11 protein-coding genes are annotated in these 15,084 nt (G+C 47.3%); 10 read left to right on the forward strand and 1 reads right to left on the reverse strand.

Going from position 1 to position 15,084, the window contains the following annotated elements:
• The first annotated feature begins 137 nt into the window (after positions 1 to 137).
• A complete protein-coding gene (locus ICN37_RS03595; protein WP_215320128.1) occupies positions 138 to 785 on the forward strand; it encodes a C40 family peptidase in 648 nt (215 codons plus the stop codon).
• Positions 786 to 811: 26 nt separating this feature from the next.
• Here ICN37_RS03595 and ICN37_RS03600 read toward each other — a convergent pair whose 3' ends face one another.
• Positions 812 to 1,735 (reverse strand): patatin-like phospholipase family protein, encoded by a 924-nt coding sequence (locus ICN37_RS03600; protein WP_215320126.1) that lies wholly within the window; start codon positions 1,733 to 1,735, stop codon positions 812 to 814.
• A gap of 186 nt (positions 1,736 to 1,921) precedes the next feature.
• Here ICN37_RS03600 and scpB point away from each other — a divergent pair, with 186 nt between their 5' ends.
• From scpB to ICN37_RS03645, 9 genes are all read left to right on the forward strand, one after another.
• Positions 1,922 to 2,650 carry an SMC-Scp complex subunit ScpB gene (gene scpB / locus ICN37_RS03605; protein ID WP_216154929.1) on the forward strand — a complete coding sequence of 243 codons (729 nt, stop codon included), beginning with the start codon at positions 1,922 to 1,924 and terminating at the stop codon, positions 2,648 to 2,650.
• Positions 2,651 to 2,656: 6 nt separating this feature from the next.
• Positions 2,657 to 4,453 carry a pseudouridine synthase gene (locus tag ICN37_RS03610; RefSeq protein ID WP_216154931.1) on the forward strand — a complete coding sequence of 599 codons (1,797 nt, stop codon included), beginning with the start codon at positions 2,657 to 2,659 and terminating at the stop codon, positions 4,451 to 4,453.
• Positions 4,454 to 4,626: 173 nt separating this feature from the next.
• On the forward strand, positions 4,627 to 5,118 hold the full coding sequence (gene rimP, locus ICN37_RS03615; protein WP_215320120.1) for a ribosome maturation factor RimP: 492 nt from the start codon (positions 4,627 to 4,629) through the stop codon (positions 5,116 to 5,118).
• Positions 5,115 to 6,596 (forward strand): transcription termination factor NusA, encoded by a 1,482-nt coding sequence (gene nusA, locus ICN37_RS03620; RefSeq protein ID WP_216154933.1) that lies wholly within the window; start codon positions 5,115 to 5,117, stop codon positions 6,594 to 6,596. Before rimP ends, nusA begins: the two co-directional genes overlap by 4 nt.
• 13 nt (positions 6,597 to 6,609) lie before the next feature.
• On the forward strand, positions 6,610 to 9,369 hold the full coding sequence (gene infB, locus ICN37_RS03625; protein ID WP_216154935.1) for a translation initiation factor IF-2: 2,760 nt from the start codon (positions 6,610 to 6,612) through the stop codon (positions 9,367 to 9,369).
• A gap of 5 nt (positions 9,370 to 9,374) precedes the next feature.
• The gene (gene rbfA, locus ICN37_RS03630; RefSeq protein WP_216154937.1) at positions 9,375 to 9,755 is read left to right on the forward strand and encodes a 30S ribosome-binding factor RbfA; all 381 of its coding nucleotides are present in this window, start codon (positions 9,375 to 9,377) and stop codon (positions 9,753 to 9,755) included.
• Positions 9,756 to 9,758: 3 nt separating this feature from the next.
• Positions 9,759 to 10,670, forward strand: coding sequence for a tRNA pseudouridine(55) synthase TruB (gene truB / locus ICN37_RS03635; protein ID WP_216154939.1), 912 nt, complete (start codon positions 9,759 to 9,761; stop codon positions 10,668 to 10,670).
• Between the two features lie 51 nt (positions 10,671 to 10,721).
• The gene (typA, locus tag ICN37_RS03640) at positions 10,722 to 12,539 is read left to right on the forward strand and encodes a translational GTPase TypA (protein ID WP_215320110.1); all 1,818 of its coding nucleotides are present in this window, start codon (positions 10,722 to 10,724) and stop codon (positions 12,537 to 12,539) included.
• 111 nt (positions 12,540 to 12,650) lie between these two features.
• Positions 12,651 to 15,002: a Tex family protein gene (locus ICN37_RS03645; protein ID WP_216154941.1), complete on the forward strand. Its 2,352-nt coding sequence runs from the start codon at positions 12,651 to 12,653 to the stop codon at positions 15,000 to 15,002.
• Positions 15,003 to 15,084 lie beyond the last annotated feature (82 nt).

Raw genomic sequence — 15,084 nt, forward strand, 5'->3', positions numbered from 1 at the left:
AAAGCAGATCAAAACCCCCCTGAATGGGCTAATTTGGTGCATTTGCCCCGATATAAAGCAAATTTATCATTATAAACAAAGACTTAAGCATAGAGTGAAGACTTGGTTAATTGAGGGTTCTTTGTTAAACTGAACCGATGTCATTGAAAAAAGCACTTCTTTTGAAACTACTGGGCCTAGGTTTAGGCGCCATCATCTCTGTATCTGCCTATGCGGTTGATACGGCGGTAGAGGCATCTGCGGATGCTGTAGTTCCCAAAGAAAGTATGTTCCAAGCAGGGCGCTCCTACATTGCCCGAGTATCAGACCGCTTGGCCGATACCGTGACTGGCAAGTCAGACGAATTAATTAACCGCGCTATGGAAGTTATTGGCGTGCGCTATCGCTGGGACACAGAATTACCGCAGTCTGGATTAGATGGCAGTAGCTTCGTTGGCTATGTCTTCAAAGATAAGTTGGGATTCTTATTGCCGCGTAAGTCAACGCAAATGAGCCGTGTTGGTAAACCGATTACCCGTGAAGAATTGCAACCAGGCGATCTCGTATTTTTTAATACGATGCGCCTTACTTTTTCTCATGTTGGAATTTATGTGGGTGATAACAAATTCATTCACTCACCTTCCAGAGGCACCAATGTTCGAGTGGATGATCTCGGCAGCCTCTATTGGGATAAACGTTTTGACGGAGCACGTCGTTTAGATGGTAGCGACAATCTCGATGACTCTGAGCGTCAAGAGCTTCTCAACGAAGTTAAAAATCTTAAGCGTAATTCACGCAGCCTTTAAGTAAGAGACCCTCAGCCTGATTGCTATTAGCCTTTCAGCTTCTCTTTAATCAAACCCATTTGCTCTTGTGCTGCAGCTTCACCAGCGAGTATGGCGGCATTTCTGGATTTGAAATCACCACTACCCATTTGTTTTAACTGCGGCTGAATCACGATGTCAGCGCTTTTGAGTTCGTACTGATTAATACTTCTCTGCATGATGGAGATGGTTTGCTGCAAGACACCTAAGGTTCCACTGGCATCTTGATGAACTGGCTCAGAAGAAATATTTACTGCAATGACTAGGGTTGCCCCCATCTGTCTTGCATAGCTGACTGGCACTGGTGCTACTAAACCACCGTCCACATATTCTTTGCCGCTGATTACTGCCGGCTGAAATACTCCGGGTACGCTGCAAGATGCGCGAACGGCTAGACCGGTATTACCTGTCCTAAATAAAACCCCTTTGCCGGACTGCAATTCAGTGGCAACAATACCTAAGGGGATGCGCATTTGCTCAATCGATTTATTTTGCACTTCTCGGTTAACCATATTTTGTAGTGCATCACCTTTAATGAGCCCGCCAAAACGGCCGGCAAACGGGAGGCCCCAGTCAGCAATCGTGGCCTCATCCAGATTGAGGGCCAAGCGATTCAGGTCATTCCCGGTGGCGCCTGATGCGAGGAGGGAGGCAATGACACTGCCAGCGCTACTGCCGACAACAATATCGGGTCTAATGCCCTGGGCTTCCAATACCTTAATGACGCCTATGTGGGCAAAACCTCGAGCTGCTCCAGCACCCAGAACTAGGCCAACGACAGGTTTTTTACTCCCCACCAGGCTACAAGAGCTCAAACCTGCGCCTCCAAGTAGGGTCCCCATACCAATTCCGAGGCCCAGGAGTCGACGGCGCTCTATGGAATAGATCGCCTTAGGCATAAATAAAGGGGGTTTGGTGGAATTCTTGTGCATGTGGCTATTGTATTGAGCCTACCTTATAATAAGAGCATGGTGAACGAAAAGTACTTCGTTTCAGCGCGGGCATATCCCAAGAAGAATTGATGAGATGGATTGTCCGTAGTAGCTTGAGAACACCGAAACCCATTACTAAATACCTTTTAAAGCCTAGCCAGGATTACTCCTGGTAGCCCGAATTTTATGGACGATCACAATAAGCGCGTCATTGAAACAGCCCTCCTGTGCGCACAGGAACCACTCACCGTTGCTGATTTGTCTCGCTTATTTATAGAGGACATCACTACGGCAGATATCGATGAAGCATTAGTCGAGCTGCAACGTGTTTGGGATGACAAGGGTATGGAGTTGGTACATATCGCAACTGGCTGGCGTTTTCAAAGCCGTATCTCAATGCGCGAGTACCTTGATCGCTTGACTCCAGAAAAGCCACCAAAATATTCACGTGCCGTGATGGAAACTTTGGCCATCATTGCTTACCGTCAACCTGTCACCCGTGGTGAGATCGAAGAAATTCGCGGTGTTGCTGTGAGTAGTAATGTAATGAAGCAGTTGGAAGATCGTGGTTGGGTTGAGGTGATTGGGCATAAAGAAACCGTTGGACGCCCAGGCTTGTATGCCACTACTAAGCAATTTTTAGACGATCTCAGTTTGACCAATTTACAAAGCTTGCCGATGCTGGAAGATGCGGCGCCAATGGCTGCTGCAGCGCAATTAGGTCAAGCGGTAATGGAGTTTGATCCATCTGCTACGGTAGAGACAGTAGTAATTGATACTGATGCTCAAGAGGTGATCGAAATAGAAGAAGAGACAACTGAAATCACTGCAGAGGAAATCATCATTGATATTTCTGAGCTAGATTCTGAGGAAGTTACCCCTGAGTCTGAAGACAATCCAGACGAAACAAAATAATAATTAATGACAAGCTCTAACGAAAACGATTCATCCCCGGTAGTAAATCCATCGGCAACCCCTTCTAATGCAGACGTTGCGCCATCGAACTCAGATGGCCAAAAGTCTGAAGGTGGAGAGCGCGGTGAACGCCGCCCACGTCGCCAGGGTGCTGGAGGCGGTAAACACCCGTTTAATAAGAAACGCCCATTTAACAAAGATCGGCCACGCCGCGAAGGTGGCGATGCCAATGGTCCGCGCGAAGGCGGTAACAATCAAGGCAATAACCAATCTTCTAAATTAGCTCCCAATCTAGCTGAGAGTGAGGCTTTGTTTGCTTCAGTTGTCTCTGGTGAGTTTGACGCCGCTTTAGATGCTCCTGAAGTTGAGGAATTAAAAAATCCCGATGGTGTGAATGAGAACGAGGTATCTCATCAAACTGGTGCAGAGCGTCGCGCACAACGTGCACAACGTTCACGCGAGGATGAAGATTCAGATGCGCCAACGGATGAGGAAATGAGCAGTCTGCAGTTTGCCAACGTTGATGATCTCCCACTCAGTTTGCGTGATGAAGTTTGGTCTGACCTCGATGGTTTGGATGATGATGCTGATGATGAAGATACCGTTAAGTTGCACAAGGTATTAGCTGATGTTGGTATGGGATCCCGTCGCGATATGGAAGACTTGATTATTCAAGGGCGCGTATCGGTGAATGGGTTACCAGCACATATTGGTCAGCGCATTGGACCAACCGATCAAGTGCGCATCAATGGCAAGCCAGTACATCGCAAGATTCAGACTAAGCCACCGCGCGTGATCATGTATCACAAGCCTGCAGGCGAGATCGTTAGCCAGTCAGACCCAGAGGGTCGTCCAACCGTATTTGATCGTTTGCCTAAACCGCGTCAAGGACGCTGGATCGCAGTAGGTCGCTTGGACTTTAATACTGAAGGTCTTTTGTTGTTTACCACTTCTGGTGAGTTAGCAAATCGCTTAATGCATCCCCGTTACGGTGTCGAGCGTGAATACGCCGTGCGCATCTTAGGTGACTTGAGCCAAGAAAATACTTCACTATTAAAGAGTGGCATTACGCTCGATGATGGCCAAGCTAAATTCTTACGTCTAGCAATGGGCGGTGGTGAAGGCGCTAATCGTTGGTATCACGTTGCATTAAGTGAGGGTCGTAATCGCGAAGTGCGTCGTATGTTTGAGGCGGTTGGTCATGTAGTATCTCGCTTGATCCGAACTCGTTACGGTATTTTCTTATTGCCTCCACGTTTAAGACGTGGCAAATGGGAAGAGATTGAGGCGGGCGGTATTTATAACTTGATGAAGTCTGCTGGCTTAAAAATGCCACAGCCACAAGACAAGGGCCGCAACCCGAATCCCAATAATCGTGATCGTCGCCCGATGGGTGAAGATTTCCAACCGGATCCAATGCAAACCTCGGTTTCTTACTGGGGATCCCGTGATGCCTTAACCCTTGCTAGTGGCCATAACGGCCTAACGCATCAAGGTAGGGGTGGCAAACCGGCTGGCGGCGGCGGTTCTAGCGAGGGGCGCGGGCCATTCCGTGGGCGCACTCAAGGCGGCAGACCTGGTCAGGGCGGTCAAGGTGGTCGCAGTGGACAAGGCGGACAGGGTGGTCAAGGCGGTCAGGGCCAAAACCGCAGTAAAGGCAGCAAAGTTCACCACGGGCAGTCCGCTTTTGTGACAGGCAATCCTCAGAGTCCTGGAAATGGTCCAAAACGAAGCGCACCAAAAGGGCACAAACCTTTCAATAAAGGGCCTAGAAAACCCTGTAATCCGGGCGAAAGCTTCTGATTTGTATCAGTTTTCTGCCAAATAGGCTATAATTTCGGTCTTACAGCAGGATTCTGCTGTTTTTAGTGGTTACCGACTGATGTTGCGATCAACGTAAGTCGGCCTGTTCTGAATTTCGAGAATATGGGCTTTGAAGCCCATTTTTTTTTGCCATTTTGGTATGAAGGGGTGTCGTGAAGGATCAGCAGGTTATTTCTGCAGAGCTGGAAAACTTGGGTTACACGCTAGTGGAGATAGAGCGTGAAGCCGGGGGATTGCTGCGCGTCACGATTGAAAACCCAGATTACGAACGCTTGATTTCTGTTTTGGATTGCGAAAAGGTGAGCCATCAGTTGAGTTACACCTTGCCAGTTGAAAACATTCCTTATGAGCGTTTAGAGATTTCATCTCCAGGACTGGATCGTCCAGTGAAAAGTGCCGCTGATTATGAGCGCTTTGCTGGAATGCAAGTGGATTTGAAATTGCGCGTTGCAGCTGGCGGTCGCAAGAATTTTCGTGGTGAGTTGCAAGGTTTGCTGAGTGGTGAATTGAATTCACCAGATGCAAAGTTTGGTTTGGTATTTGAGGGTGCTGATGGTCAGCCCTCTCAATTGGAGTTCTCTTTAGCCGAGGTCGATAAGACTCGGTTGGTCCCTGTTATTGATTTCAAAGGAAGAAAGTCATGAGCCGAGAAGTTCTCATGTTGGCAGACGCGTTAGCGCGTGAAAAGAACGTTGATCAAGCGATCGTATTCGAAGCGTTGGAGATGGCTTTAGCCTCTGCGACTAAGAAGCGCTACGCTACAGAAGATGTGGATATCCGTGTTGCGATTGATCGTGAAACTGGTGAATACGAAACCTTCCGTCGCTGGTTGGTTGTGCCCAATGAAGCTGGTTTGCAAGAGCCGGACAAAGAGATTCTGCAATTTGAAGCCCAAGAGCAACTCGCCGACATGGAAGTTGGTGACTACATCGAAGAGCAAATCGAATCTTTAGCCTTCGGTCGTATCGGCGCACAAGCTGCTAAGCAAGTGATCTTGCAGCGCATTCGTGATGCTGAGCGTGAACAGATTTTGAACGACTACCTTGAGCGTGGCGAAAAAGTCATGACTGGTACCGTGAAGCGTGCTGACAAGAATGGCCTGATTATTGAATCTGGTCGTGTTGAAGCATTGCTCCGCCGCGATCAAATGATTCCAAAAGAGAACTTACGTTCTGGCGACCGTGTGCGGGCATACATCCTTAAGGTGGATCGTGAAGCACGTGGCCCACAAATCGAACTCTCCCGTACTTGCCCAGACTTCTTAATTAAGTTGTTTGAGAACGAAGTTCCTGAGATGGAGCAGGGTTTATTAGAGATCAAAGGCGCTGCCCGTGATCCTGGTATCCGCGCAAAAATTGCGGTTATTACTTATGACAAGCGCATCGATCCAATTGGCACTTGCGTTGGCGTACGTGGCACCCGTGTGACTGCGGTTCGTAATGAAGTTGCTGGCGAAGCAGTGGATATCGTATTGTGGTCTGAAGATCCAGCCCAATTTGTAATTGGTGCTTTGGCTCCAGCTCAAGTTTCATCAATCGTGGTTGATGAAGAGCGTCATGCGATGGATGTAGTGGTTGATGAAGAGAATTTGGCAATCGCTATTGGCCGCAGTGGACAAAACGTTCGTTTGGCAAGTGATTTGACTGGTTGGCAGATCAACATCATGACCCCTGAAGAGTCTGCTGAGAAAACTGAAAAAGAAGCTTCTTCTGTACGTCAATTGTTTATGGACAAGTTGGACGTCGACCAAGAAGTGGCTGATATTTTGATTGAAGAAGGTTTCAATACATTAGAAGAGGTGGCCTACGTACCATTGTCTGAAATGTTAGAGATTGATTCATTCGATGAAGATACTGTGAATGAGTTGCGTACCCGCGCCCGTGATTCTTTGTTAACTATGGAGTTGGCAAAAGAAGAGCGTATCGGCGAAGTGTCACAAAACTTGCGTTCCCTGGAAGGAATGACCACAGAACTGATTGCTAAGCTTGCTGACAATCAGGTACATACCCGTGACGACCTTGCGGAACTAGCTGTTGATGAGCTGGTTGAGGCGACACAAATTGACGAAGAAACTGCGAAAACGCTCATCATGAAAGCGCGCGAACATTGGTTTACTTCATGAGAGGAAGTAGTGCATGGCAACAACAGTAAAAGTACTCGCTAAAGAATTAAAACGTACCGCGCCAGACCTCTTGGAGCAGTTGAAGGCGGCTGGTATCGAAAAAGGTTCTGAGGACGATAGCATTACCGAAAAGGACAAAACTGTCCTGCTTGAGCATTTGCAAAAAGAGCATGGCAGTGCAGATACTGGCGCGCGTAAAAAGATTACTTTAATCAAGCGTGAGAGCTCAGAAATTCGTCAAGCAGACTCTGCTGGACGTACTCGCACTGTGCAGGTTGAAGTTCGTAAAAAGCGTGTGCTCGTTAAGGCCGGTGATAAGGCGCCTGAAGAGATTCCAGTTCCAGCGGCTAAAGAAGTTGCTCCAGCAGCACCAGCTAAACCCGTTATTTCCGAAGAGGAGTTGGAAAAACGCGCGGCAGAGGCAACACGCCAAGCTGAGTTGTTGGCTCGCCAAGAAGCGGAAATGAGAGCTGCCGAAGAAGCACGTCAAAAAGAAGTTGCAGCTCCAGTAATTGCTAAAGAAGAGGCGCCTGTAGATACAGCGCCGGATGCTGCCGCAGCGGCAGCAGAGAAAAAGGCGGCAGCAGATAAAGCAGCTAAAGATTTGGCTGCTAGCAAAGAAAAAGAATTGGCAGATATTCGCGTTCGTCGTGCTGCGGCTGAAGCTGAGGCTTTAGCAATCCGCGACATGATGAGCGCTCCTGCACGTGTTCTCAAAGCACCTAGTGAAATTGCTGCTGAAGAAGCGAAAAAAGGCACTTTGCATAAACCTGCAAAAGTTGAAGGTGCTGATGATAAGAAGAAGGCTGTTGCCAAAGTTGGTGGCAAGACTATTAAATCTTCTGAGACATCATCCACTTGGCAAGAAGAGGGCGCTAAGAAACCTGGCGGCCTAAAGACTCGCGGCGATTCTTCTGGTGGTGTTGGTGGTTGGCGTTCAGGCGGTGGTCGTAAGAAGCAACGTCAAATTGCTGAGGCGAACGTAGATACCAACTTCCAAGTACCAACAGAAGCCATAGTGCGTGATGTTCACGTACCAGAAACCATTACTGTTGCTGAGTTAGCTCATGCAATGGCAGTGAAGAGTGCGGAAGTGATTAAGTTGCTGATGGGTATGGGTCAAATGGTCACCATTAATCAAGTGCTTGATCAAGATACCGCAATGATTCTTGTTGAAGAAATGGGCCATAAGGCTTTTGCTGCGAAATTAGATGATCCAGATTTAGATCTTGGTACCGATGGTCACGATGCAGAGTTGTTGCCACGTCCACCAGTAGTTACAGTGATGGGTCACGTTGATCATGGTAAAACTTCTTTGCTCGATAAGATTCGTGCGGCCAAAGTGGCTACCGGTGAGGCTGGCGGCATTACTCAGCACATTGGTGCATACCATGTGGAAACTCCACGCGGCATGATTACCTTCTTAGATACTCCGGGTCACGAAGCCTTTACGGCAATGCGCGCTCGCGGCGCCAAGGCAACGGACATCGTGATCTTGGTTGTTGCGGCAGATGACGGCGTGATGCCGCAAACAAAAGAAGCAATTCACCATGCGCTTGCAGGTGGCGTTCCAATTGTTGTGGCAATTAACAAGATTGATAAGCCAGAAGCCAATTCCGAGCGCGTCAAAACTGAGTTGGTGGCAGAGCAAGTGGTTCCTGAAGAATACGGTGGCGATGTGCCATTTATTCCGGTATCCGCAAAAACTGGTGAGGGCATTGATGCCCTGCTTGAGAACGTACTCTTGCAAGCTGAAATCTTGGAATTGAAAGCGCCCAAAGATGCACCGGCCCAAGGTTTAGTCATTGAAGCGCGTTTGGACAAAGGTAAGGGCCCTGTAGCAACCATATTGGTTCAATCAGGCACGCTCAAACGTGGAGATATGTTGTTGGCGGGTTCAACCTATGGTCGCGTCCGCGCCATGCTGGATGAAAACGGTAAGCCATGTAATGAAGCAGGCCCATCTATTCCTGTTGAAATCCAAGGCTTAGGGGATGTTCCTGCAGCTGGAGAGTCAGTACAGGTGGTTCCGGATGAGCGTAAGGCTCGCGAGATTGCATTGTTCCGTCAAGGTAAGTTCCGTGATGTGAAGTTGGCTAAACAGCAAGCATTCAAGCTTGAAACCATGATGGAAAACATGGAAGAAGGCGCTATTGAGGCTAAGTTATTGCCATTGATCATTAAAGCTGATGTACAGGGCTCTCAAGAAGCTTTGGCACAGTCATTAATGAAGCTTTCTACACCGGAGGTGAAGGTGCAAATTGTTCACGCAGGTGTTGGTGGCATTACTGAAACTGACGTGAACTTGGCAGTGGCTTCTAAAGCGGTTATTTTTGGCTTCAATTCCCGTGCAGATGCGGCAGCTCGCAAGTTAGCTGAAAACAATGGTGTGGATATTCGTTATCACAACATCATCTATGACGCAGTGGATGAAGTAAAGTTGGCTCTGAGCGGCATGTTGACTCCAGATAAAAAAGAAGAAATCACTGGTCTCGTTGAGATTCGTCAAGTCTTCTTGGTATCTAAGGTTGGCGCAATTGCAGGTTGCTTGGTAGTTGATGGAATTATCAAGCGCACATCTAGTGTTCGTCTCTTGCGTGACAACGTCGTTGTTTGGACTGGTGAACTGGACTCTCTCAAGCGCTTCAAAGATGATGCTAAGGAAGTTCGTGCCGGTGTCGAGTGCGGCCTGTCATTAAAGGGCTATAACGACATTAAAGAAGGTGACCAGCTTGAAGTATTTGAAGTTACTGAAGTTGCACGTTCACTCTAAGCAATATGCATAAAACTAGCCCGCATCGTAACCAGCGTCTCGCCGATCAAATTCAGCGAGACCTGGCCGAGCTTATTCCCCGCGAATTGCGTAGTCCGAGTTTGGGCTTGATTACCTTACAAAGTATTGAGCTCACACCGGATCTGGCCCATGCCAAAGTGTTCTTTACAGTTTTGGGTGCTGAGCCTGAGCATGCGTTAAGGGCGCTTCAAGAAAAAGCCGGATACTTGCACTCACTCTTGTTTAAGCGTTTGCATATTCATACCGTTCCTACTTTACATTTTCACTATGACAGCTCAGTAGAGCATGGCATAGAAATGTCTCGATTGATCGATCAAGCCGTTGATAGTGATCGCAGCAGCGACCACAAAGACGAGACTAAATAGTTCATGTCAATACGGATCGACGGCGTAGTGCTACTGGATAAACCTGCTGGAATGAGTTCTCAGGGTGCGGTTACTGCCGTCAAGCGTGCCTTTAATGCTGACAAGGCTGGCCATACCGGTACATTAGATCCAATGGCGACTGGCTTATTGCCTATCTGCTTAGGCGAAGCAACTAAGTATTCACAAGACCTGCTTGAAGCTGATAAGTCTTATATCGCTCGAGTAAAGTTCGGCTCACGCACTGATACCGGCGATGCTGAGGGTCTCACTATTGAAGAATTACCTTTGCCGGTATTTGTCAATGAAGTTGAGCTCAAATCTGCATTAGATGCCTTGCTCCCAAAATTTACGGGGCCTATTTCTCAAGTGCCGCCAATGTATTCTGCACTCAAGCGTGATGGCAAACCTTTATATGAATATGCTCGTGCAGGTGTTGAGTTAGAGCGCACTCCACGAGATATCACCATTCACGTCATTCGCTGGACTGACATTGCTTGGCCCGAAGCTACGTTAGAAGTCAGCTGTAGCAAAGGAACTTATATTCGTGTTCTGGCAGAAGATATTGGTAATGCCCTAGGATGTGGCGCCCATTTAGTTGGCTTGCGTCGTACCGAAGTAGGGCATCTCAATCTTGAGCAGTCCTTTACGATTGAAGCGATACAAAGCGGCCTGCAAAATAGTGCTGACTACATATTGCCTGTTGATGCCTTGCTACAAACATTGCCACACTTAACAGTGGATGAGCAACAAGCGAAACGTCTTGAAATGGGGCAGCGTGTTCCGCTGAACTTACCTTCCATTGAAGCATTGGTACGTATTTATCGTGCGACTGCTGCTCCTCATAACTTTATTGGTACTGCTGATTGGCGTTCTGGTGTTTTGCATCCAAAGCGCTTAATTTCGCAGGCTCATTAATTAATCATTATTTATAACCCTTTTACTTATCTTTAACTCAAGAAGCTTCACATGACTAAACGCGCACTTCGTAACATCGCCATCATCGCCCACGTTGACCACGGAAAAACTACCTTGGTTGACCAACTCTTGCGCCAATCTGGCACATTCCGCTCAAATGAAAAAATGACTGAACGCGTCATGGACTCAAACGACTTGGAAAAAGAGCGTGGCATTACTATTTTGTCCAAGAACTGTGCAGTAGAGTATGACGGTACACATATTAATATCGTTGATACACCAGGACACGCGGACTTCGGTGGTGAAGTAGAGCGCGTACTCTCGATGGTTGACGGTGTATTGCTCTTGGTTGATGCGGTTGAAGGTCCAATGCCACAGACCCGCTTCGTTACCAAGAAAGCCTTGGCATTAGGTTTGAAGCCAATCGTTGTGATTAATAAGGTTGACCGTCCAGGCGCACGTTGCGACTACGTGATCAACGCAACTTTTGAATTGTTTGACAAACTAGGCGCCACTGAAGAGCAGTTAGATTTCCCAGTGATCTATGCATCAGGCTTGAATGGTTATGCAGGAGAGTCAGAAGATGTGCGTGAAGGTACTATGCGCCCCTTGTTTGATGCTGTTCTGAAGCACGTTCCTGTGCGTGATGACGACGCAGAAGGCCCCTTGCAATTCCAGATTTCTTCAATTGACTACAACAGCTATGTTGGCAAGATCGGAGTTGGCCGTATTAGCCGGGGCCGTGTGAAGTCAGGCATGGAAGTGCTCTGCATGAATGGCCCTGATGGCACGCCATTCAAAGGCCGTATCAACCAAGTATTGAAATTTAAAGGCCTGGAGCGAGAAATCGTTGACGAGGCTGTTGCTGGCGATATCGCCCTCATCAATGGTATTGAAGATTTGGCCATTGGCACAACAGTATGTGCGGTTGACAAGCCAGATCCATTGCCAATGCTCAAGATTGATGAGCCGACCTTGACTATGAATTTTATGGTAAACACTAGTCCATTAGCTGGTCGTGAAGGTAAGTTTGTAACTAGCCGTCAAATTCGTGAACGTTTAGACCGCGAATTAAAAGCCAACATGGCTTTGCGCGTAAAAGAAACTGATGATGACACCGTATTTGAAGTATCAGGTCGTGGCGAGTTGCATCTCACCATCTTGGTAGAGACCATGCGTCGTGAAGGTTATGAGATGGCAGTTTCCCGTCCACGCGTTGTCTTTCATGAGGAGAATGGCGTCAAAATGGAGCCGTATGAGAACTTAACGGTTGACGTAGAAGATGCCACTCAAGGTTCTGTGATGGAAGACTTGGGTAAGCGTAAGGGTGAGTTGCAAGATATGGTGAGTGATGGCAAAGGCCGCACCCGTCTTGAGTACCGCATTCCTGCACGTGGTCTGATCGGCTTCCAAGGCGACTTCATGACCATGACTCGCGGTAATGGTTTGATGAGTCATACATTTGATTCTTATGCTCCAGCGAAAGATGGCATCTTGGGTGAACGTCATAATGGCGTATTGATTAGTCAAGATGATGGCGAAGCAGTTGCCTACGCTATTTGGAAGTTACAAGATCGTGGTCGTATGTTTGTTAGCCATGGTGATCCTGTATACGAGGGAATGGTGATTGGTATCCATAGTCGAGACAATGACTTGGTCGTTAACCCAATTAAAGGTAAGCAATTAACCAACGTTCGCTCTTCAGGCACTGACGAAGCAGTTCGCTTAGTAACGCCAATTGATTTGACCTTGGAATATGCGGTTGAATTCATTAGTGATGATGAGTTGGTTGAAGTAACGCCGAAAAGTGTACGTATCCGTAAGCGCCACCTGAAAGAGCATGATCGTAAGAAAGCATCCCGCGAGTAAGCTCTTTTTCAGCTACACAACAAAAGTCACCTCCGGGTGGCTTTTGTTCTTCATTGAAATCAAAACTATAAATTAATCATTTATAAGTTAAATAAATAAAACTAGATATACATGCTGCCATCAATTGAACAACGTCTTGCCCAAGAACTTGCTGCTAAGCCTGCTCAAGTAGCTGCTGCTATAGCTCTGATGGATGAGGGCGCTACCGTACCATTTATCGCTCGTTATCGTAAAGAAGCTACCGGGGGGTTGGATGATACGCAGTTACGTTTATTGGAAGAGCGTCTTAGCTATCTTCGTGAACTAGAGGATCGCCGCAAGACGATCGTTGCTTCTATTGAGGAGCAGGGCAAGATGACGCCAGAGTTGCTGAAGGCCATTATGTTGGCAGAGGATAAGACTAGCTTAAAGGATCTTTATTTACCGTATAAACCCAAGAGAAGGACTAAGGCGCAAATTGCCTTAGAGGCTGGCTTAGAGCCATTGGCAAATGATCTGCTGAATAACCCCAAGCTCGATCCTGAAACAGAGGCTGCAAAGTATCTGAAGGAAGCGTTTCAGGTCGATGGGACAGATAATCCTGGTGTTGCGGATACCAAGGCTGCGCTTGAAGGTGCACGTCAAATTTTGATGGAACGCTTTGCAGAAGATGCAGCATTGGTGCAATCTCTTAGAGAGTACTTACAAGATCACGGTGTAGTCGAATCTAAAGTGATTGCTGGTAAAGAGCAAGAGGGTGAGAAGTTCGCTGATTACTTTGATTACTCTGAGCCGATTAAAGCTATTCCATCGCATCGTGCCTTAGCTTTATTTAGGGGTCGTCGGGAACAGATGTTAATGGTTAATTTACGTTTAGATAGCGAAGAAGAAAAGCCAAAATGGGATTCTCCTCACAATCCTTGTGAAAATCGGATTGCCAATCATTTCAAGATCAAAAATGAAGGGCGACCTGCCGATGTGTGGTTAGCAGATACCGTTCGCTGGACTTGGCGCATCAAGTGTTCACTCCATTTGGAGTCTGAGTTGATGACAGCGTTACGTGAGCGTTCAGAAACTGAAGCGATTAATGTATTTGCCCGCAACCTTAAAGCCCTCTTGCTGGCGGCACCCGCTGGCCCAAGAGTAACCATTGGTCTCGATCCCGGAATGCGAACGGGAGTGAAGGTGGCAGTGGTGGATGCTACTGGAAAAGTAGTGGATACCGAGGTCATTTACCCGCATCAACCAAAAAATGATTGGGCTGGTTCATTGCATGCCTTGGCTAAATTAGCTGAGAAGCACAATGCCACCTTAATCTCGATTGGTAACGGTACTGCATCTCGCGAGACTGATAAATTAGCCCAGGAGCTGATTAAAGCTAAGCCAGAACTCAAGCTCACCAAGATTGTTGTTTCTGAAGCGGGCGCTTCTGTTTACTCTGCGTCTGAATACGCCTCAAAAGAATTACTGGGTATGGATGTTTCATTGCGCGGTGCCGTTTCAATTGCCCGAAGATTACAAGATCCATTAGCCGAACTGGTCAAGATTGATCCTAAATCGATTGGCGTAGGCCAGTATCAGCATGATGTGATGCAAACCCAGTTGGCTAGATCATTAGTTGCGGTTGTAGAGGATTGCGTAAATGCTGTCGGTGTTGATGTGAACACGGCTTCAGCCCCCTTGCTAGCAAGAGTTTCTGGTTTAAGCTCTACAGTGGCTGAAGGGATAGTGGCCTATCGCGATAGCAAGGGTGCATTTAAATCGAGGGCCGATCTCAAGAGCGTTCCGCGACTTGGCGATAAAACGTACGAGCAAGCTGCTGGATTCTTGCGCATCATGAATGGCGATGATCCATTAGATGCCTCTGCAGTTCATCCTGAATCTTATCCTTTGGTAGAAAAGATTCTGAAGGATATTAAGAAAGGCGTAAAAGAAGTAATTGGCGATGCCAGCTTGCTGAAGTCACTTTCACCAGAAAAGTATGCTGATGGTCAATTTGGTCTACCTACTGTTACTGACATCATTAAAGAATTAGAAAAGCCTGGTCGAGATCCGCGCCCCGAATTCACTACTGCAACTTTTAAAGATGGTGTCGAGAAAATTGGCGACCTCAAGACGGATATGATTTTAGAAGGCGTAGTGACTAACGTTGCCGCCTTTGGGGCCTTTGTCGATATTGGTGTACATCAAGATGGCTTGGTGCATATCTCTGCTTTATCTAATACCTTCGTAAAAGATCCCCATAGCGTGGTTAAGGCTGGACAGGTAGTGAAGGTTAAAGTGCTGGAAGTGGATGAAAAGCGTAAGCGCATCGCGCTAACAATGCGTTTGACAGATGAAGCTCCAAGAGAGGGCTCCAAGCCTGATCAAAGGGCTCTTAATCGTCCTAGAGAGCCTGAAAACAGAAAGCCGCATGAAGATAGAAGGCAAGCGCCCCCAATGAATAATGCAATGGCAGCCGCCTTTGGCAAGCTGAAGAAATAATCATTTTTTAGAGAATTTTCCCCTGCTGGGGTGGCAAATTCTCTAAACTATTGCTTTGTATGTTTAACCAAGAATGACAAGG

The sequence above is a fragment of the Polynucleobacter sp. P1-05-14 genome (assembly GCF_018881675.1).
Classification (GTDB): domain Bacteria; phylum Pseudomonadota; class Gammaproteobacteria; order Burkholderiales; family Burkholderiaceae; genus Polynucleobacter.